The sequence below is a fragment of the Gordonia sp. SMJS1 genome, assembly GCF_029866425.1.
In the GTDB taxonomy this organism is placed as follows: domain Bacteria; phylum Actinomycetota; class Actinomycetes; order Mycobacteriales; family Mycobacteriaceae; genus Gordonia; species Gordonia hongkongensis.
Map to the genome: position 1 here is coordinate 4,080,453 of NZ_CP123381.1, position 18,542 is coordinate 4,098,994.

Here is an 18,542-nt window from a genome sequence, read left to right on the forward strand (position 1 = left end):
AAGTAGAACGTGTTCTAATTTGGGCCGGGGTGCCGGTCCTCGACGGCGGAGACTGCGCACATGTCTGACCTGACCCCTCACGGTTCACGCAGCGTGATCCTCACGGTGTCCGAGGTGATCGACGAGACGGCCGAGGCCAAGTCCATCGCCTTCGAGGTACCCGAGGCCTCGCCGAAGCCGTTCACCGATTACAAACCGGGGCAGTTCCTCACGCTACGGATTCCGAGCGAGCAGACCGGCTCGGTCGCGCGCTGCTACTCCCTCGCGTCGTCGCCGTTCACCGACCCGCGGCCCAAGGTGACCGTGAAGCGCACCGCCGACGGCTACGGATCCAACTGGGTGTGCGACAACCTCTCCCCCGGCACCCAGGTCGAGGTGCTGCCGCCGTCGGGCGTGTTCACCCCGAAGTCCTATGACACCCCATTGCTGCTCATCGCGGCGGGCAGCGGTGTCACGCCGGTGATGTCGATCCTCAAGGCGGCCCTCGAGAAGGGCGGCGCACCGATCGTCTTCTTCTATGCCAACCGGGACGTCGCCGACGTGATCTTCGCCGCCGAACTCCGAGAACTCCTGGCCGCCCACCCGGATCGGCTCACCCTCGTCCACTGGCTCGAATCACTCCAGGGTCTGCCGAGTGCGGCCGCTCTGGCAACGGCTTTCGCGCCCTACGCGACGTCGCACGTCGCCTACATGTGCGGACCAGGCCCGTTCATGGATGCCGTCCACAAGGGTCTGTCGGACGCGAACTTCCCGCACCACAACGTCCACACCGAGGTCTACAACTCGCTCTCCGGCGACCCGTTCGCCGACGTCGAACTCGGCGAGGTGAGTGAGGAGGAGCAGGCGGGTGCCGCCACCGTCGAGGTGGAGCTCGACGGTGAGACCCACACCCTGACCTGGCCTCGCTCACGAACTCTCGTCGACATCATGCTCGCCGCCGGACTCGATGCGCCGTATTCCTGCCAGGAGGGTGAGTGCGGTTCGTGCGCCTGCACTCTCACCGAGGGCAGCGTCGACATGGACAACGCCGGCGCGCTCGACCCCGAGGACATCGAGGACGGGTACATCCTCGGCTGTCAGGCGCATCCGACATCGGACACGCTGAAGATCGAATTCTGAGAGAGTGGTTCGAGTTCGTGCAGTCACCGGTCCATCGAAGGAGAACGACGACGTGAGCACCATCCGCGGTTCCCGGCTCGACCCCGTCCAGCTCGCCCGTGGCCTCGCCGCGATGCTCATCAGCATCGGAGTGCTCCACTTCGTGGCACCCAAACCGTTCGACGAGATCATCCCGGAGGAGATCCCCGGCGACCCCCGCACGCTGACCTACGCTTCCGGTGTTGCCGAGATCGGTTTGGGCGCTGCACTTCTCGCTCCGAAGACCCGACGCGCCGCCGGCGCGGCGTCGGTGCTGCTGTTCCTCGCCGTCTACCCCGCCAACATCAACATGGTCCGGCTGTGGTGGGACCGGCCGCTGCCCTACAGGATCGTCGCCCTGGCCCGGTTGCCGTTCCAGTTCCCGATGATCTGGGCCGCCGCGAAGGTCGCACGCGAGGGCTGACCCTTCGAGGCTCGTCGCTAACGCTCCTCACACCTCAGGGAGCAGAAAGCGCAGCGGCGCCATCGGATTCGAGAGCACGGAGCCGGTCAACGGAGGGCGCGGTAGTGGGCACGCTCCTCCGGGGTCCGGTGCTCGAGCGCGTATGACAGTGCGGTGCGGCCCATCCGGGCAGCGTTGTCGTCCAGGTAGCCGAGCAGGACGGTCTCGTCGACTCGTTTGCCGACCTCCCGCAGCATCCAGCCGAATGCCTTCTGGATGAGATCCCGTCGGTCGTCGCGGACGAGCGGCGCCACCGCGAGCAGTGCCGCCGGGTCGCCGTGCTTGATGAAGGCGAAGGTCGCGATCACCCCCACCCGGCGCCGCCAGAGATCATCGTCCCGTGCGTGTTGCAGGACGAGATCGAGTTCGCCGCTGCGCCGGCAGTATTCGCCGAGGACGGGATCGGCGGACGAGTCGACGAGATCCCAGTTGTTCACCCGGCCGCGGCGCACGGCGTCGAGGTAGAGGTCGACCCAGCCCTTGCCGTCGCCGCCGCGGCGTAGCTCGCGGTCGAACTCCTCACGCAGGAGGAACAATGCGATCAGGCGATGCTCGTGGATCGGTGAGTCGAGCAACTCGACGACCTGATCCGGCGCGATGCCGCGGAACCCCTTCGCGAGCTTCCGTTGTACGGGTACCCGGATTCCGAGGAATTCGTCGCCCTCCCCGTATCCCCCCGGTCGGGCCTGGAAGAACGCGGCCTGGCCGATTGCGAGTTCCGGGTCGGCCACCACGGCTGCCGCATCACGCACCCGCGCAGCGGTGGGCGTATCCGTCATTGCGTCACTACAGCAGATCCGCCACGGGCGTGGGGGTCTGCAGCTTCGGCCGGGTCTTCATCACGGCACCCACCTTGCCGGCGCCCACCACGCCGGTGAGCACGCCGTCCCGGCTGTAGTACGCGACGAACTTCTTGCCGTCGTCGTCGACGACGTGGACCTCGTCATCGGCGCGCGGGGAGCCGAGTACCTGGATCTTGACGTCGAACTGGTCGCTCCAGAAATAGGCGACCGACGCGGTGACCGCGTCGCCACCGGTGATCTGGTGCGCGACGACCGAGGCCTGCTCGACCGTGTGGTTCCAGTGCTCGACGCGTTTCGGCCGCCCGTCCTCGTCGAGCCAGTTCGCCACGTCGCCGAGGGCGTAGACGCTCTCAGCGCTGGTGTGTCCGGTTGCATCACAGGCGATTCCGCCCCCCACCTCGCGTGCGGCGAGCTCGATACCCGACCCGTCCAGGTACCCGGTCACCGGGGTCGAACCGATACCGACGACGACGATGTCGGCGGGCAGGGTGGTGCCGTCGGTGAGTTCGACCGCGCTGACCCGCCCGTCGGACACGTCGATCTTCGCGACCCCGACCCCGGTCCGCAGATCGATGCCGTTGGCCACGTGCAACCGCGACACCAGGGCGCCGATCCGCTCCCCCAGCGCCACGGCGAGCGGCGTCGGAGCCGGTTCGACGAGGCTGACCGCCAGTCCGCGGGCAGAGAGGCCGGCCGCCACCTCGCATCCGATGAAGCCGGCGCCGATGACGACTGCGGTGCTCGCGGAACCGATCTCGCCACGCAGCGCCACCGCGTCGTCGTAGGTGCGGAGCACGTGCGCGCCACGGACGTTCTCTGTGAGACCGGGAAACGGCCGCGGATCGAGCCCGGTCGCCAGTACGAGGGTGTCGTAGGCGACGGTGGCGCCGGAGGCCAGCGTGATCGTCCGGTCCGTCGGTGCCACCGCGGTCGCCGCTTCACCGAGTCGCAGCGTGATGTCGGAGTCCTCGTAGAACTCCGCGGGTTTGAGATCGACGCGGTCGTCCTTGCCCAGCAGCACCGACTTCGACAGCGGCGGACGGTCGTACGGCGGATGCGCTTCGGCTCCGACGAGGGTGATCGGATCGGTGAAGCCGTTGTTCCGCAGGTTCTCCGCGACCCGGATCCCGCCGAGTCCGGCCCCGACTATCACCACACCCGCGCTCGATGCACTCATCTCTCGTCCCCTTTTCGTCATCCCACCCGCGAGCACCCGTCTGCGCCGGCGGTCGCGCGGACCGCCCGGGGCCGGGCATCTCATGTCTCAACGGGTCACGTCGCCGACCGGTTGCAGGTCGGACAGCAGCCAATTCCCGTCGACCTTACGCATAAGTGCCCACCGGGCGATAGAGGTCGTCTCGGCCGGTGGACGGCTCGCGGCACCCGGTGCCGGTGAACCGGACCCGGCTGTCACCCGCTGGTCGGCGAAGACGAGCACCCGGGCGCGTTCCGAGTCGCCCTCCTGCAGTCCGGCACCGACGACCTCGCCGGTCACCGACAACGCTGATGCACGGACGCCGGGAATCACGACGTCGGTGCCGCGGTTCCGGTACTCCAGGCGTAGCGGGTCGGTCAGCAACGCGTCGGTCGCCTGCCGCCGGTCGGCGGGGTCGTCGGGCGAATAGGTCAGAAGCGCACTCACGGCAGCCGCAGCCGCGCTGAGGATCTCGCTGCGTTGCGCCTCGGTCGGGTCGGGATCGGGGCGCAGGGTCGCGGCGCCCGCGATCGCCGCGACCACCAGGGATACCGCCGATGCGGCGATAAGAAGCCGCATGCGGATGCGTTGGGTTCGGGTCGGCCGTGCCGGTAGCAGGACCCGGTCGTCGGCGGCGGTCATGGACGCCTCGCCTCGGCGATCTTCCAGCCGCCGTCGGTGCGCGTCATGGTGATCAGCGCCGTGATCCGCTCTCCGGTGGTGTCGATCTCCGAACCGTCCCCCGACCCGCCCAGGAGCGCCGGGTTCGTCGCGTCGGCGACGACGAGCACGTCCACGCTTCCACCGATGTCGTCGGACGACGGATCGGTGACGAGCCCGGCCGAGATCACTTGCCCGACACTCGAACCCCGTTGCCCGCCCACCTCTGTCACCAGTGCCTCCCGGGCGGCGTCGATCCGTTTCAGCTGCGGTCCGGTGCTCACCTCCGCCACGCGTACCACGTAGCCTTCGGGGTCGGCCGGGTCGGCGGTCAGCATGACGGTGACGGCGCCGCGGGCGGATGCGAGCACGTCGTCCTGCAACTCGGTCGCCGCCTGCTGGCCGCGGATCTGCCAGGCAAGAAAGCCGGCGACGCCAACGAGGACGACCACCGCGATCGCTGCTCCGACGAGAGTCCGGCGCACCGTCTGTGTCCGGCGTGCCGCACGCGCCCGGAGCGCCGGCGCGGCGACGATCCGGGCGGTGCGCGCCCGTCGGGTCGCCGCGTCGACCCGGGCGCGGGCGAGTTCGATTCGCGTGGTGATGTTCTCGGTCATCGCCGCACCCGCAGATTCCTTTGGACGCTCATCCGATCACATCCGCCGCCGCGAGGAGCCATGTGTCGTCCGACCGCGCGTAGCGGGCCAGGACCGTGCGTTGAACGGTCGTCGCCGGCCCCGCGGCCGGACGTACTGTCACCACGACACGCAGCAGCGCCTCCCCCTCCGCGGCGTCGACCGCGACGATGCTGACGACCTCGGGGCGCCAGGTCACCGACGACGTCCCCTCGGGCGGGGGCCGATCGAGCTGGGCCCCGTAGCTGTCGGTGAACTCGTCGGCGACCCGCTCCCGCGCCAGCGTCCGGTCCTGCTGCCAGCGGTCCGCATCGACCGAGAACACGTCCGCGACGATCGTTCCCGCCTGTGCTCGCAACTGGTCTCGGCTCTCCGCGACGTCGGAGCCGGTACGGTGCGAGTTCCACAGGGCGAGCACCACGACGAGCGTCGCGACCAGGACAACCGCCGCGATCGCGAGGCGGATGGCGGCACCTCGCACCCCGATGGGCCGGGTCGTTCCGCGTCCCGGGACCGGCTCGACGCCCGGGGTGTGAGTCGGTGGCGTCATGGAAGGTACTGCACCGCACTCAGTTTCAGCGTGTCGTCGGCCGGTGTGATGAGCACCCGCAACCGGAATCTGCGCGCTCGGTCGCCGGTCTCGGCCGGCGCCGCCCCACCGGTGAAGACGACGGTGGCCGCGACGAGGACCGTGGCGGTGTCGCCGGTCCGGACGGAGATCCCCGTGCCGTCGACGGAGGACTGCGCGACGGTGCCGTTGGCCCGGATGAATTCGGTGTAGCTGTCGGCGGATTGGGCGAACTCGTCGTAGAAGGTGCCGGTGGCGCCGGCCAGGATGCGCTGGGCGCGCCGATCGTCTCGGCTGTTCGGGGCGATGAGCACCGCAACCCGGTCGGCCGCCGCGGACTGGAGTTCGGCATCGGAGTACCGCTCACGGTCTCGCTGCCACGCGGTCACCGCCACCCCCGCGAGCACGAGCGCGACGACGAGGACCACGACCGCGACGACCCAGCGGAGCCGCGACAGGCGCCGACGGAGTCCGGCCTCGACCTCGAGGGTGTGCAGATCGTCCAGTGCCTCGCGCAGCTCGCGCCTCGCGGCCCGGTCGGCGGACACCTCCTGCGCCCCCGACCGAGCACCCATGCCGTCCCTCTTCACGACGACAGGGGCGTGCTCTCCTGGGGCTGCGTCAGATTGTCGCCCGGCGCCCGGGTGTCGATCTTCTCACCGCGGATCCGGCTGGAGTATGCCGCGCGCGCCTGCTGGTCGGGGCTCAGGAAGATCGAGTCCAGCTTGGTCAACCGGCGCGACCACCGCTTCATCGCCTGCGGGAACAACGCGCCCGACTCCGCCCACCGCATCGACCGGGGCGCGTAGACGCGGACCACCGGCCGCGCGATCGTCTGCACGACGATCGACGCCACCTCGCCGGGCTCGACGGTCTGGATGAACTTGTTGGTCTGCAGGCCGGAGATCAGGGCGGTTCGCGTGAACGTGGGGAGTACCGCGCTGACGGCGACGCCCTGCGGCTCCAGCTCGGCGCCCAGCGCCTCGGAGAACTCGATGACGGCTGCCTTGGCGCCGTTGTAGATGGTGAGGCCGGGGGTGGGTATGCGCCCGGCCGTCGATGCGATGTTCACGATGTGGCCGGTCCGGCGGGGCGCCATCCGGCGGGCCGCCTCCTGGCATCCGATGATCACGCCCAGGACGTCGATCTCGTAGGTCCGGCGGATGATCGTGTCGTCGTAGGAGAGGAACGGTCCGACCGGCATGATCCCGGCGTTGTTCACGAGCACGTCGATCGGTCCGAGCCGGTTTTCGACCTCGGTCAGGAACGCATCAAAGGACTCGCGTTTGGTCACGTCCACCTCGATGCCCTCGCAACCGAGGTCGGCGGCGGCCTTGCCCACCGCCTCGGAATCCACATCACCGATCGCGACCCTGGCCCCCGCCTCGGACAGCTGGGTCGCGGTCTCGAATCCGATGCCACGCGCGCCGCCGGTGATGACCACGACCTTGTCCCGTAGCGCGGCGCGGATCGCGTCGTGGTCGGGTGTGCGGGACAGCTTGTCACGCAGACTCATTGGATCTCCTTCGGTGGATGCGGACTTCAGACGAGAGGAACGGGGCCGGCGTGGCCCGTCATCTCCGGTGGGGTTTCACCAGATCATCGGTGCGAGGAACTTGGCGGCGAAATCCCGAACGCGCTGGGGTTCGTTGCGAGCAGGGTCCGACGGCGGCGTCTCCAGCAGTGAGATCACCAGTCGCACATGGATCTCGACGGCTTCCAGCAGATCCTCGACGGGCATCTGCGCACCCTCGTCGCGGAGTGTGGCCGCGACCCGGTCGGTGACCATGTCGATGAACAACGATGTCATCGTCGCCGTGACGCTCTTGATCTCGGAGTCGGTGAGGACGATCCGGCTCAGCAGCGGATCGGAGGTGACCCACTCGGCGCCGACGGCGAACGCCTCCACCAGCGCGGCCTTGGGTCCGAGCCCCTTCACCGAGGCCTCGAGTTTCTGCATGCCCGTCTCGTAGGCGTCGTTGGCCACCGCGTAGAGCAGCGCATCCTTGTTCGGAAAGCGCCGGTACAAGGTGCTGCGGCTCACTCCAGCCCGCGCGGCGACCTCGTCGATGTTCGCGCGTCGGACACCGACCTCGGCGAACTCCGCCCCGGCAGCCGCGAGGATCGCGGCTTCCTGGTCGGCCGGGCTGGCGGTGTTGCGGACCTTACGCGTCGAGGTCCGATTCCTGCTGTCGGCCTTGGTTCCGGTGCCTGCCACGGTCATCGCCGCCCACGGGTGGCGGGCAGCGAGTCCTCGGGTGCCGACCAGTGGTTTTCGTGCAGCCGGCGATGTCTGATCTCCGTGATCTCCATCTGGTCAAAATACAGCCCGGCGGTCCGGTGTCCGCGGACACCGCGACCCCGGCCGACGTGCAACGGGGTTCCGTCGCGGTCGGGAGACGGGACGCCGACCGAATCGACTGCTGCCGGCACTGTCGCCAGAACCGAGGCCATGATCGTCTCCCTCCCGCAACAACCGCCCCGGGTACGGACGGTCGGCATGTGACCCACATCGCATGATAGACCACGTTGAGACAGATCGGAAAATGCGTTCCTATCCTCGCCCGCGACCCGTGGGCGACCCGTCCATCGTCAGCAGGCGGTGACACCGCCGCAGACGCTCGCGCCACCAATGCTGACGCTCTTCTTCGACCGCGAGTCCGCGCACGTCGACCGAGGCGTCGGTGCCGAACCATCGCGTTCCCACCGAGCCGTCGACCATCTGGAAGGACGCGGCGACATCCGCGGCGAGCAACGACCCGGTGCCCAGCCCGCACGCAAGCTCCAGGCGCGGTAGCGCGGCCGCGGCAGCCACGCCGGCGGCCATCCCGATCGCGCTGTCGAGGGCACTCGAGACCACGATGTCGAGTCCCAGGTCCTCAGCGAGCTGGAGGGTTGTGCGCATGCCGCCGAGCGGCGCGACCTTGACCACCGCCACGTCAGCAGCGTCGGCCGCGACGACACGGTACGGGTCCTCGGCCTTCCTGATGGATTCGTCGGCAGCGATCGGCACCTCGACCGCCCGACGCACGGCCGCCAGTTCTTCGACTGTGCGACAGGGCTGTTCGGCATACTCGACCTCACCGATGGCGCGCAGGGCGGCGATGGCCTCGTCGACGGTCCAGCCGCCGTTCGCATCGATGCGCACCCTGCCGATGAGCTCCCGCGTCGCCGCGACCCGGGCGACGTCGTCGTCGAGGGTCTGCCCCGGTTCGGCGACCTTGACCTTCGCGGTTCCCGCGCCGGGGTATCGCTGCAGCAATGCGTCGACCTCGTCGGCGGGGATGGCGGGCACGGTCGCGTTGACCGGGACGGTGTCGCGGACCGCGGCGGGAGGGCCGACCCAGGCGGCCTCGATGCCGGCCCGCAGCCACGAGGCCGCCTCCGGGTCGTCGTACTCGACGAACGGACCGAACTCCCCCCAACCCGCCGGCCCCGCGAAGACCATCGTCTCGCGCGTGGTCAGGCCGCGGAATCTCGTACGCATCGGCAGGCGCACCGCGACAGCGGAAGCGAGGACCTCCTCGACGTCGGGAAGCGCCCAGTCCGGTTGCCTGCCCCGCATCATCCGTCCTCCCTCTCCGCATACAGATCACCCCGCGTCGTTGGAACAACCTTCCAAGTTTGTTCCAAGTGCGATATTCTCGCCGCCATGTCAGTCAACCAGGGATTCGACGCCGGTATCCGCGAGGCAGAGCCGATGATCGTCGACGACACTCCGGACACCGCGGGCGAGATCGCCTCGCCGCGTCTGGGCGCCGACTCGCTCGTGTGGAAGTTCTACGGCGACAACCGCGGACTGCTGGGCTTCCAGCGTCTGGCCGGCACCGAGAACTGCATCGAACAACTCGGCCAGGCCGTGCTCGATCACTCGATCATCTTCAGCGACTTCCTCGGCCGGGCCAAGCGGACCGGCCCCCCGGTCATGCGGACCGTGTACAGCACCGAGCCGGAGAAGTGGGGGCGCACGGTGCGCGACTTCCACCGCGACATCAAGGGCACCATCAGCGACGGATCGCGGTACCACGCACTCAATCCGGAGTTGTTCTACTGGGCGCACGCGACGTTCGTCGACCAGGTCCTCTACATCACCGACACCTTCATCCGACGCCTGAGTTACGCCGAGAAGGTCCAAATTTTCGAGGAGAGCAAGGTCTGGTATCAGCTCTACGGGGTGAGCGATCGCGGGCAGCCGCAGACCTACGAGGAGTTCGTCCAGTATTGGGAAGACATGCTCGACCGGTTCGTGCCGCACAAGACGATCGTCTACGCCACCGGTTACATCCGGCAGGGACTCCCCTGCCCCAAGAAGATCCCCGCGCCCGTGTGGAAGATCCTGTCGCTTCCGTTGAACGCCTTCATCCGCACCGTTGTCGTCGGAACGCTGCCCCAGCAGATGCGGGACGTGTGCGACCTCGAGTGGAACGACAGGCGCGAGAAGAACTTCCAACGGTTCGCCGCCCTCATGCGGGCCGCCAACCCGCTGATCAACCGCCTGCCGCTCAAGTACCTCTACGTCCCCTGGGCCTACGACGCCTGGCGCAAGGTCGGGATCGACCCGCGACCGCTGCACAACAAGCCCGCCTGATAGCGCTTCGCTTCTTTAGGAGCGCCCGAAGCTTGCGGAGGGCGGCGGCCGCTTCCGCTCCCTGAGGAGGCCCGGAGCCTGCGGAGGGCCGTCACGAAGGGTCAGTGCCCGAGGAACCCGTCGACGTGGGTGACGAACTCCTCGGCGCGGTCGCGGTGAACGCTGTGCCCCGCCTCGATGGTGACGAACCGCGAGTTCGGCAGGGCGTCGCTGAGGGTCTGCAGGTGGCGCGGGGGCAGGAAGCTCTTCTCGCCACCCGAGATGACCATGGCGGTGGCCTGCACATCCGGCAGCTCCGACCACCAGCGCGGCGCGCAGACGTCGAATTCGGCGACGATCTGGTCGCCCATCCGGCCGTCGTAGCGGATGACCGGAAAGGGGTTGCGCGCGAGCGCGATCAGCCCACGAATCTGCTCGCCCAGGGTGGCGCGCATGGCGATGCCCTCGGACAGATCGGCCTCGTCGCGGGGCATCGGCGGCACCTCTTCGAGCACCAGGCGTCGGATTCTCGTGGGCTCACGCATGGCCAGTCGCAGCGCGGTGTGGGCACCGAGCGAATGGCCGACCACGTCGGCGACCGCGATCCCGAGGGTGTCGAGGACATAGGCCAGGTCGTCGCGGAAGTCGTCGAGCCGGTAGACCTCACGGGCCCGGCCGCTGCGCCCGTGTCCACGGAGGTCCACGCTGATCACCGCACGCCCGCGGGCGCGGAGTGCCGTCGCGAGCCGGCGCCAGGTCGAATGGTCCGATGCCATCCCGTGCACGAGGACGACCGGTACGCCCCGGTCGGCCTCCCCCGCGATCCGGACCGCGAGGTCGGGGTCGCCGCTTCGACGCAGAACACGCATGACCGTCAGCTTACGAACGTCGGCCGTGCGGGAGCCGTCACACTCCACCCAGCCGTCCGCGCAGACCGCACCTCACCGGTCGTCGTCACCGGTCGCGGAACCAGCCGCTGTTCTTGGCGCGCCACACCATGTCCTCCCAGTACCCCCAAGCGTGTGTCCCGACGGACGGGAAGTCCGTCGTGACCGGGATGCCCTGCAACGCGGCCGCGACTTCGAACGACCGGGTCTGCGCGAGCGACACCACCTCCAGCGGTGTGCCCTTGACCGAGGCCACGGCGTCGGCGTTGTGCGGACCCCATGTCGCCGAACCGGACCCGATGCGGATCTTCATCCCGCGCATCCGCGGCAGTTGGACGAGTGCATCGTTGCGCGTCCACCGGTCACTCCAGGGCGGTCCCCACATGGCGTCCGCGCTGAACGGACCGACCCCCGCCCCGACCCCGGCGTCGATCAACGCGAGCCGAACGGCCTCTCGCATCGTGGGCGCGGACAGGTTCAGGTAGCCGGACATCGAGAAGACGTGCGAGATGCGCTTGCGGTGGTACGCCCCGTAGACCATCGCCGCGTTACCGCCCATGGAGATGCCCATGATCGCGTATTTGCCCAGCGGGCCGACGGCGAGTCCGCGCGCGTCGAGTTCGCGCACGATGGTGTCGAGTCGGCACGTCCACCGATAGCGGTATCCGACCTTGTTGGCCGGGCTCGCCGCTTCCCAATCGGTGTAGAAGCTCGCGAGACCTCCGACCGGTTGGATCACGTTGACGCCGGAGTCGGCGATGCGGTGGACACGCGTGTCGCGACGCCAGCCACTGATGTCACCGGTCGCGCGAAGACCGTCGAGAGCGATGACGGTTTTGCTGTTGCCCCACCGGGTCCAGGTGTCGACCGGGGTGCTCGGCATGCCGCAGCCGGACACGTGGAACCTGCCGAACGCGGCCGACGCGGACGCGTTACCCGACCCGATGGTGACCACGCCGACCACCGCGAGGAGCGCGAGGGCGAACGCGAGGGCTCGACGTCGGCGGGCAAGCCGACGCGGCCGTAGTGAAAGCTGCACCGACGAACTGTAATTCGACGACGATCAGCAATGCCACGGTTGTGACCCTAGGGCATCGACATCGATATCGAGTGGTGACCAGAGCGACTACAGTGAATCGAGTGGCGTATGTGGCAGTGGATTCACCTTGTTACAGACCATCCACGCATCCTCAGAGATCGTCGACGATGCGCTGACGCGCCCGCGCGTACTCCTCCTCGGTGACCGCGCCGGTGCGGCGCAGTTCGTCCAGCGACGCGAGCCGTTCGGCCGGCGAACGGCCCGGGTCACCACCCCGGCCCGACCCGCCACCGGCCTTGGTGAACGACGGGGGGTCCATCCGAGACGAGCTCGCCGAATCCGCCCGGACTCCCGCCCAGCCGCGCACGACCTCCATGACTTCCGCTCGGGCCGCGGGATTGGACCGCAGATCGATCACGCCACTGCCCGCCACCCCGTGACGTCCGAGGATCTGCAGGATCTCCCCCAACGGTTCCGCCTGGCCGGTGAGATCGTAGGTCCGGCCGTCTTCTTCGGAGGTGAACCTGGCCGGCACCGAACCGGCGAGCAAAGCGGTTGCCTGCCAGTCGATCTCGAAGTCCTGGGACTCGGGATCGACCATCACGGCCAACCGACGGGCGTGCAGCAGCGGCTGCTGGTAATGCGGCACGACCTTCCTCGTCGACACCTCGAACGGAGCGAGTCCCTCGGCGTGGATCCGGAGCCCGAGCTTCATCAGCGGCTGGTCGTTGATCTCGACATTCGTCTGACCGATCGAGGTGATCTCGGCGATGCCGAACACTCCGGCGGCGCGCAGGCGTTCCAGCTTGGCGCCACCCCGATAGTTGAACCACGCGATGGCAACGCCGAGAACGATATCCAGCACGGTGATGCCGATCCCGGTCCACAGCATCCACTCCGTGTCGGGTGCATCGATCACGAAGTAGGCGACGAGGAAGATCGGACCGACGATCCCGCACAGCATGACAAACGCGAAAGTGCCCACGGCACTCCACACATGGGCGGGAACACGTGGCCCGGTCCCCGACTCTCCGAACATGGTCATGCGCGAACTCTATGCGTGGACCTGCGGTGACGGAAGCCCTTATGACACAGCGTCCGGCCATGGAACGACAGGCGGGTCGTGAGTGAATGTGTCACGAGAACCAGGGAGCGCGCGCCTCGCTCACTGGCCGTACCACGCGAGACGCTCGGTCACACATGTGACCGAGCGCCTGACGTGACCGCGCCTGGTGCGCGCTACTTGAGCCAGAGCTTTTCGAACTGGTCCTGATAGTCGGCCACGCCGACGTAGAACCCCGTCTTCGGATCGAGAACCGCAGTCCCGATGTTGTCGCTGTTGAGCAACTGGGTCGGCAAGAACGCATCATCGGCTGGTTTCAGATCGTCGCCGTTGAACTGCCTGGCAAGCATGTCGATCACACGCCAGCCGAGGATCTGCACCGGAAAGCCGACCCACACACTGTCGTCTCCGTCTTTCAGTGATGCGAGGTTGGCCGGCGTCGGCGTCTGACCGGCGAATCGCACCTGATCCTGGAGCCCCGCGGCCCGAAGCGCCGCGTCCACGCCCAGCACCAGGTCCCCGAACGAGAAGAGCGCATAGTTGATCTCGGGATCACGTTGCAGCGTGCTGACCACACTCTGAGGCGTCTTGGTACCCAGGTCGGTCACCTGTTGATTGATCATCTCGACACGACAGCCGGGGCAGAGTGTCTTCATCTGTGCGGTGAAAGCATCGGTGAAGACATTGAGGATCGGGTAGTCGGTGATGGTGAAGACGGCGATGTTGGCCTCACCATCGCTGTCGGCGACGACCTGACTCGCGACCATCTTGCCCCATTCCTGGACCTGCTTGGTGCCGTCGAGCGAGGTCGAGATCACCCCGGGCACCGGATCGTCGCCCACACTGTCGGCGATGACCGGGATCCCGGCGTCCGAGGCGCGTTCGATCTGCGTCGACAACATCGACAGCGGCGTGCCCGAGATGTGGATCGCGTCCGGCCCGAGAGCGATCGCCTGGTCCATCGCCTTCGGACCGGCATCGGCGTCAGTACCCTGCAGGATTCGCTGGTAGCGCCACCCCAGGAGATCCGCGGCCTGTTGGATCGCGTCGTCCTTTGCACTCGAGATCGGTTGTGGCGTCTCGATGCTGATCACGTACTTACCCGCTTGCGGAGCGCGACTCAGCGGAGTTGTGAGCACCAATCCGTCAGGGGGACTTTCGTATTGATCCGCGACGCTACGCGCCGCCGAGACATCTGCGGGCTCACCCGAACCCCCACCGTCGGCACTCGAGCAGGCGGTGGCGACGGCACCGACGGCGGCCACCGCGATCATCGTCTGCACCCAGGACTTGGTTCTCACTCGGTTTCCTTTCACGATGGCCTCTCGGCCGATGGGGATCCGCCGCAGCGGCAGAAGGAGGCAGCGAGCGTTCGTCACGAACGTCGTGCCGTACGGGCGGCCAGCGCGACCGCGATGATGAGGGCGAGGCCGTTGAAGAGGTCATTGACGAAGCTCGGCGCGCCCGCGAGCTGGAGTCCCTTGACCCCGGTGGCCAGCAGGTAGATGGCGACGAGGGTGCCCAGCACGTTGACTCGTCCCGCCCGTATCTGTGTCGAGCCCAGGAAGACCGCCGAGAACGCCGGCAACAAGTACGACGGCCGATATCGGGCGCAGCCGTGCCGAGCTTGGCGGCCAGCACGACGCCGGCCAGCGCCGCCACGGTCGCGGACGTGACCAGGGAGCCGAACATGATCCGCTCGACGCGCAGACCCGCGAGCCGGGCTGCCTGCCGATTTCCGCCGGTGGCGTACAGGTACCGCCCCAGCGGGGTCTTCTCGAGAAGGACATACATGACCGCCGCCACCACCACCATGTAGTAGAAGGGCAACGGAAGACCCAGGAACATACCGCTTCCGAGCCCGAGGAAACCGTCGGTGAACCCCTCGGTGATCTGTTTGCCGTCGGTGACCCAGTACGTCCCCGCCAGCATGATGCTCGACATTCCCAGCGTCGCGATGAAGGAGTCCACCTTCAGCCGGACGACCACGAAGCCGTTGACGGCACCGATGAGGGCTCCGCACAGCAGCGTGGTGAGTATCGCGACCGTCGCGCTGATCCCCAGGGACAGTTGATACGAGACCATGGCGACCGAGAAGCCCATCACGCCTGCGATGGAGAGGTCGAAGACCCCGGCCGCCAGCGGCACGATCAGACCGATCGCCAGGATCGCGGTGATGGCCTGATCGCCGGCGATGATCCTGAGGTTGCCCTCGGTGAGGAAAGTGTCCGGGATCCACAGCGCAAACAACACGATGATGGCCACCCACACGTAGATGCCGCTGAACCGATCAAGGCCCAGGGACACCACGCGCCGACGTCGGCCGATTCGGGGCCGAGCCCGCCCGGGCCCGCGGGCGTACCGCCGTCGGCACCACCGCCACGGGACGCGGTCGGCACTTCTTCGGATGACTGTGTGGTCATCGCGGGTCCTTTCGGTTCTGAGGTCTTACGCATGTACGTGAGCGGAGGTCTTGAGCGTCGAGGCGGTCAGCTCGTCGGGATCGATGTTCGGCCGCCGGAGTTCATCGACGATCCGTCCCGCCGCGAGGACGACGACCCGGTCGCACAGACGAGTCAGCGCGGCGTGGTCGGTGGAGACGACGAGCACCGCAGCTCCGGCCGATGCGGCGTCATCGATGAGCGCATGGATGTCGGCTTGCGCGCCGACATCGACACCCTGTGTCGGTTCGTCGAGCAGGAGAACCCGGGGATGGCGGCGAAGCCAACGCGCGAGCATCACCTTCTGCTGGTTGCCACCGCTGAGGGTGCCGAGCTGACGTTCGGTGTCGCCGGCCGGGCGTACCCCGAGCCGGTCGAGCCACGTTGCCACATCGGACTTTTCGCGCTTCAGGCGAAGAAATCCCGCCGTGGCGTGGGCCCAGGGGTCAGCCACGGAAACGTTCTCCCGGAGCGACGCCGTCGCGAACGCGGCGTTCGCCAACCGTTCCGCCGGCACACATCCCATCCCGGCCGCCATCGAGACGTCCGGCCGGTCGGCGCGCACGATCACACCGTCGACTGTCACGGTGCCGACCCGGCCGATCCCGCCGAACAGTGCCGGAACGACCGATTCGCGTCCGGAACCGGTGATTCCGGCGATCCCGACGACCTCACCCGCCCCGTCAGAGAGATCGAACCCGGTGAGATTCCCGCACGACATCTGCGTCACATCGAGCATTGCCGACCGCTCGACACCGCCGGCAGGCGGCGCGGTCGGCGGTCTGACCGGCGCCGCGGATGGGGTTGCGGGCGTTCGGCTCCCGATCATGAGCGCAACCAGCGCGTCCTCGTCGAGGCCCGTCAGCGGACGCGTGGTCACCACGTTGCCGTCCCGCAGGACGGTGACCGTGTCACAGAGGTCGAAGACCTCCGGCAAGTGATGGGAGACGAACAGCACCGCCACGCCGGAGTCGCGGATTCTGCGCACCAGGTCGAACAGCCGAATGGCCTCTGCTGCCGGGAGATTGGCGGTGGGCTCGTCGAGCACCAGCACCTTGGCCGAACCGCTGCCGCCCTGGACCGCGCGCGCCATCGCGAGCATCGTCCGCTCACTCATACTCAGGTCGGACGCGCGCTTCCTGAGGTCGAGGTCGATGCCCAGCTCGTCCAACGCTGATCGTGCGTGCCGACGCTCAGCGCGAAAATCGATGGTGCCCACACGCGTTCGCCGGTAGCCGTGACCGAGGGCCATGTTGTCGACCACGTCCAGGGAGCCGACGAGACCCAGTTCCTGATGGACGAACCGAAGGCCGGCGGTCTCACCGCTGCCGGGCACACCGAGGTGCAGCTCGTTCCCGCCGACGAGGATCGTTGCACCCGGATCCGGCTCGTGGTAACCCGCGAGAACCTTGATCAGAGTCGACTTGCCACACCCGTTCTGACCGACCAGCGCGCGTATCTCGCCGGGGCCGAGGGAGAGCGAGACGTCGGCCAGCGCCCGCTGGCCACCGAAAGATTTGGAGAGGTTCGCAACCTCAAGCGCCTCGACCATCAGCACCTCACGTGATCATAGTTACTTTATCTCGACCTGTGTTATCTGGATCATAGTGAACTATGTACATAGATCTGTCCAGCAGTCTGCGAAACTTTAAAAAGTTGGGGCGCAGCGGCCCTCGAGACGCTAGAGTCCAGCGGGGTCGTCAGACCCTTCGCTGAGGCGTGAATCTTAGTGATCGGCGCGTCAAGAAACGCGGGAGGCCGTGCGCGGTGGTGTCGACGCACGAAAAGTGCCCGGCCACATGGTGACCGGGCATGACAAAGGCGCCCGGCCACTTTCGTGACCGGGCGCCTTCGACTCAGAGAGTCAGTGAGTCAGAACGAGATCACTTGGTGATCTTGGTGACTCGACCCGCACCGACGGTGCGGCCACCCTCGCGGATGGCGAAACGCAGGCCCTCGTCCATGGCGACCGGCTGGATGAGCTTGACGCTCATCTCGGTGTTGTCGCCCGGCATGACCATCTCGGTGCCCTCGGGGAGGGTCACGACGCCGGTCACGTCCGTGGTACGGAAGTAGAACTGCGGACGGTAGTTGTTGAAGAACGGGGTGTGACGGCCGCCCTCGTCCTTGGACAGGATGTACGCCTGGCCCTCGAACTCGGTGTGCGGGGTCGTGGTGCCCGGCTTCACGATGACCTGACCGCGCTCGACGTCCTCACGCTTGAGGCCGCGGAGCAGCAGACCGGCGTTGTCGCCTGCCTGTGCCGAATCGAGGAGCTTGTGGAACATCTCGATACCGGTGACGGTGGTCTTGGTGCTCTTCTCGCGGATGCCGACGATCTCGACTTCCTCGTTCACGTTGACCTCGCCGCGCTCCACACGACCGGTGACCACGGTGCCGCGGCCGGTGATGGTGAAGACGTCCTCGACGGGCATGAGGAACGGCTTCTCGGTCTCGCGGACCGGGTCCGGGATCGACTCGTCGACGGCAGCCATGAGCTCTTCGACCGACTTGGTCCACTCGGGGTCACCCTCGAGGGCCTTGAGAGCCGAGACCTTGACGACCGGGGCTTCCTCGTCGAACTCCTGGGCGGCCAGCAGTTCGCGGACCTCCATCTCGACGAGCTCGATGATCTCGTCGTCGTCGACCATGTCGGCCTTGTTCAGGGCGACCAGGATGTAGGGCACACCGACCTGGCGGGCCAGCAGCACGTGCTCGCGGGTCTGCGGCATCGGGCCGTCGGTGGCGGCGACCACGAGGATCGCGCCGTCCATCTGGGCAGCACCGGTGATCATGTTCTTGATGTAGTCGGCGTGACCGGGGGCGTCGACGTGGGCGTAGTGACGCTTCTCGGTCTCGTACTCGACGTGCGAGATGTTGATCGTGATACCGCGAGCTTTTTCCTCGGGAGCCTTGTCGATCTGATCGAACGCGAAGCTCTTGTTGAGGTCCGGGTACTTGTCGTGCAGCACCTTGGTGATGGCCGCGGTCAGCGTGGTCTTGCCGTGGTCGACGTGACCGATGGTGCCGATGTTCACGTGCGGCTTGGTCCGCTCGAACTTCGCCTTCGCCACTTGATTGTCC

Annotated in this window: 20 protein-coding genes; 3 read left to right on the forward strand and 17 right to left on the reverse strand. The window is 67.6% G+C overall.

What is annotated here, in order from left to right; translation table 11 throughout:
* Window positions 1-60 precede the first annotated feature (60 nt).
* Window positions 61-1,119, forward strand: coding sequence for a ferredoxin--NADP reductase (locus tag QAD21_RS18500; RefSeq protein WP_211538321.1), 1,059 nt, complete (start codon window positions 61-63; stop codon window positions 1,117-1,119).
* A 52-nt stretch (window positions 1,120-1,171) separates the two neighbouring features.
* Complete coding sequence (locus QAD21_RS18505; protein WP_065629775.1) at window positions 1,172-1,561, forward strand: hypothetical protein; 390 nt, start codon at window positions 1,172-1,174, stop codon at window positions 1,559-1,561.
* An 86-nt stretch (window positions 1,562-1,647) separates the two neighbouring features.
* On the opposite strand, the gene QAD21_RS18510 is transcribed toward QAD21_RS18505, so the two are convergent.
* The 10 genes from QAD21_RS18510 to QAD21_RS18555 all read right to left on the reverse strand — a co-directional run bounded on the left by QAD21_RS18510 (window position 1,648) and on the right by QAD21_RS18555 (window position 9,029).
* The gene (locus QAD21_RS18510; RefSeq protein WP_280359962.1) at window positions 1,648-2,379 is read right to left on the reverse strand and encodes a DNA alkylation repair protein; all 732 of its coding nucleotides are present in this window, start codon (window positions 2,377-2,379) and stop codon (window positions 1,648-1,650) included.
* A 7-nt stretch (window positions 2,380-2,386) separates the two neighbouring features.
* On the reverse strand, window positions 2,387-3,580 hold the full coding sequence (locus QAD21_RS18515; protein WP_280359963.1) for an FAD-dependent oxidoreductase: 1,194 nt from the start codon (window positions 3,578-3,580) through the stop codon (window positions 2,387-2,389).
* A gap of 87 nt (window positions 3,581-3,667) precedes the next feature.
* Window positions 3,668-4,240, reverse strand: coding sequence for a hypothetical protein (locus QAD21_RS18520; protein ID WP_211538317.1), 573 nt, complete (start codon window positions 4,238-4,240; stop codon window positions 3,668-3,670).
* Window positions 4,237-4,875, reverse strand: a complete 639-nt coding sequence (locus QAD21_RS18525) for a hypothetical protein (RefSeq protein WP_211538316.1) — start codon at window positions 4,873-4,875, stop codon at window positions 4,237-4,239. Before QAD21_RS18525 ends, QAD21_RS18520 begins: the two co-directional genes overlap by 4 nt.
* Before the next feature lie 28 nt (window positions 4,876-4,903).
* A complete protein-coding gene (locus QAD21_RS18530) occupies window positions 4,904-5,443 on the reverse strand; it encodes a hypothetical protein (protein ID WP_280359964.1) in 540 nt (179 codons plus the stop codon).
* On the reverse strand, window positions 5,440-6,036 hold the full coding sequence (locus QAD21_RS18535; RefSeq protein ID WP_280359965.1) for a hypothetical protein: 597 nt from the start codon (window positions 6,034-6,036) through the stop codon (window positions 5,440-5,442). The genes QAD21_RS18530 and QAD21_RS18535 overlap by 4 nt, the downstream gene beginning before the upstream one ends.
* A gap of 11 nt (window positions 6,037-6,047) precedes the next feature.
* Complete coding sequence (locus QAD21_RS18540; protein ID WP_280359966.1) at window positions 6,048-6,977, reverse strand: SDR family oxidoreductase; 930 nt, start codon at window positions 6,975-6,977, stop codon at window positions 6,048-6,050.
* Window positions 6,978-7,052: 75 nt separating this feature from the next.
* Complete coding sequence (locus tag QAD21_RS18545; protein WP_247450014.1) at window positions 7,053-7,685, reverse strand: TetR/AcrR family transcriptional regulator; 633 nt, start codon at window positions 7,683-7,685, stop codon at window positions 7,053-7,055.
* Window positions 7,682-7,915: a hypothetical protein gene (locus QAD21_RS18550; protein WP_247450016.1), complete on the reverse strand. Its 234-nt coding sequence runs from the start codon at window positions 7,913-7,915 to the stop codon at window positions 7,682-7,684. Before QAD21_RS18550 ends, QAD21_RS18545 begins: the two co-directional genes overlap by 4 nt.
* A 100-nt stretch (window positions 7,916-8,015) precedes the next feature.
* A complete protein-coding gene (locus tag QAD21_RS18555; RefSeq protein WP_280359967.1) occupies window positions 8,016-9,029 on the reverse strand; it encodes an o-succinylbenzoate synthase in 1,014 nt (337 codons plus the stop codon).
* A gap of 84 nt (window positions 9,030-9,113) precedes the next feature.
* Here QAD21_RS18555 and QAD21_RS18560 point away from each other — a divergent pair, with 84 nt between their 5' ends.
* Window positions 9,114-10,049, forward strand: coding sequence for an oxygenase MpaB family protein (locus QAD21_RS18560; protein ID WP_280359968.1), 936 nt, complete (start codon window positions 9,114-9,116; stop codon window positions 10,047-10,049).
* 101 nt (window positions 10,050-10,150) lie between these two features.
* Here the strand turns inward: QAD21_RS18560 and QAD21_RS18565 are convergent, their stop codons facing one another.
* From QAD21_RS18565 to tuf, 7 genes are all read right to left on the reverse strand, one after another.
* Window positions 10,151-10,897 (reverse strand): alpha/beta fold hydrolase, encoded by a 747-nt coding sequence (locus tag QAD21_RS18565; protein WP_065629777.1) that lies wholly within the window; start codon window positions 10,895-10,897, stop codon window positions 10,151-10,153.
* Between the two features lie 85 nt (window positions 10,898-10,982).
* Window positions 10,983-11,954 (reverse strand): alpha/beta hydrolase family protein, encoded by a 972-nt coding sequence (locus QAD21_RS18570; RefSeq protein WP_058252376.1) that lies wholly within the window; start codon window positions 11,952-11,954, stop codon window positions 10,983-10,985.
* A 151-nt stretch (window positions 11,955-12,105) separates the two neighbouring features.
* The gene (locus QAD21_RS18575; RefSeq protein ID WP_231742459.1) at window positions 12,106-12,999 is read right to left on the reverse strand and encodes an SHOCT domain-containing protein; all 894 of its coding nucleotides are present in this window, start codon (window positions 12,997-12,999) and stop codon (window positions 12,106-12,108) included.
* Window positions 13,000-13,193: 194 nt separating this feature from the next.
* Complete coding sequence (locus tag QAD21_RS18580) at window positions 13,194-14,318, reverse strand: substrate-binding domain-containing protein (protein WP_277243419.1); 1,125 nt, start codon at window positions 14,316-14,318, stop codon at window positions 13,194-13,196.
* A complete protein-coding gene (locus QAD21_RS18585) occupies window positions 14,221-15,327 on the reverse strand; it encodes an ABC transporter permease (RefSeq protein ID WP_280359970.1) in 1,107 nt (368 codons plus the stop codon). The genes QAD21_RS18580 and QAD21_RS18585 overlap by 98 nt, the downstream gene beginning before the upstream one ends.
* A gap of 138 nt (window positions 15,328-15,465) precedes the next feature.
* A complete protein-coding gene (locus QAD21_RS18590; protein WP_277243421.1) occupies window positions 15,466-17,010 on the reverse strand; it encodes a sugar ABC transporter ATP-binding protein in 1,545 nt (514 codons plus the stop codon).
* 331 nt (window positions 17,011-17,341) lie between these two features.
* A complete protein-coding gene (gene tuf, locus QAD21_RS18595) occupies window positions 17,342-18,532 on the reverse strand; it encodes an elongation factor Tu (RefSeq protein WP_004020593.1) in 1,191 nt (396 codons plus the stop codon).
* Window positions 18,533-18,542 lie beyond the last annotated feature (10 nt).

Coding starts and splice junctions, on each gene's coding strand:
- QAD21_RS18530 (WP_280359964.1), bottom strand. CDS start 5,443: ATGACGCCACCGACTCACACCCCGGGCGTCGAGCCGGTCCCGGGACGC.
- QAD21_RS18545 (WP_247450014.1), bottom strand. CDS start 7,685: ATGACCGTGGCAGGCACCGGAACCAAGGCCGACAGCAGGAATCGGACC.
- QAD21_RS18535 (WP_280359965.1), bottom strand. CDS start 6,036: ATGGGTGCTCGGTCGGGGGCGCAGGAGGTGTCCGCCGACCGGGCCGCG.
- QAD21_RS18550 (WP_247450016.1), bottom strand. CDS start 7,915: ATGGCCTCGGTTCTGGCGACAGTGCCGGCAGCAGTCGATTCGGTCGGC.
- QAD21_RS18515 (WP_280359963.1), bottom strand. CDS start 3,580: ATGAGTGCATCGAGCGCGGGTGTGGTGATAGTCGGGGCCGGACTCGGC.
- QAD21_RS18565 (WP_065629777.1), bottom strand. CDS start 10,897: ATGCGTGTTCTGCGTCGAAGCGGCGACCCCGACCTCGCGGTCCGGATC.
- QAD21_RS18540 (WP_280359966.1), bottom strand. CDS start 6,977: ATGAGTCTGCGTGACAAGCTGTCCCGCACACCCGACCACGACGCGATC.
- QAD21_RS18555 (WP_280359967.1), bottom strand. CDS start 9,029: ATGATGCGGGGCAGGCAACCGGACTGGGCGCTTCCCGACGTCGAGGAG.
- QAD21_RS18525 (WP_211538316.1), bottom strand. CDS start 4,875: ATGACCGAGAACATCACCACGCGAATCGAACTCGCCCGCGCCCGGGTC.
- QAD21_RS18590 (WP_277243421.1), bottom strand. CDS start 17,010: ATGGTCGAGGCGCTTGAGGTTGCGAACCTCTCCAAATCTTTCGGTGGC.
- QAD21_RS18575 (WP_231742459.1), bottom strand. CDS start 12,999: ATGACCATGTTCGGAGAGTCGGGGACCGGGCCACGTGTTCCCGCCCAT.
- QAD21_RS18520 (WP_211538317.1), bottom strand. CDS start 4,240: ATGACCGCCGCCGACGACCGGGTCCTGCTACCGGCACGGCCGACCCGA.
- QAD21_RS18500 (WP_211538321.1), top strand. CDS start 61: ATGTCTGACCTGACCCCTCACGGTTCACGCAGCGTGATCCTCACGGTG.
- QAD21_RS18560 (WP_280359968.1), top strand. CDS start 9,114: ATGTCAGTCAACCAGGGATTCGACGCCGGTATCCGCGAGGCAGAGCCG.
- QAD21_RS18510 (WP_280359962.1), bottom strand. CDS start 2,379: ATGACGGATACGCCCACCGCTGCGCGGGTGCGTGATGCGGCAGCCGTG.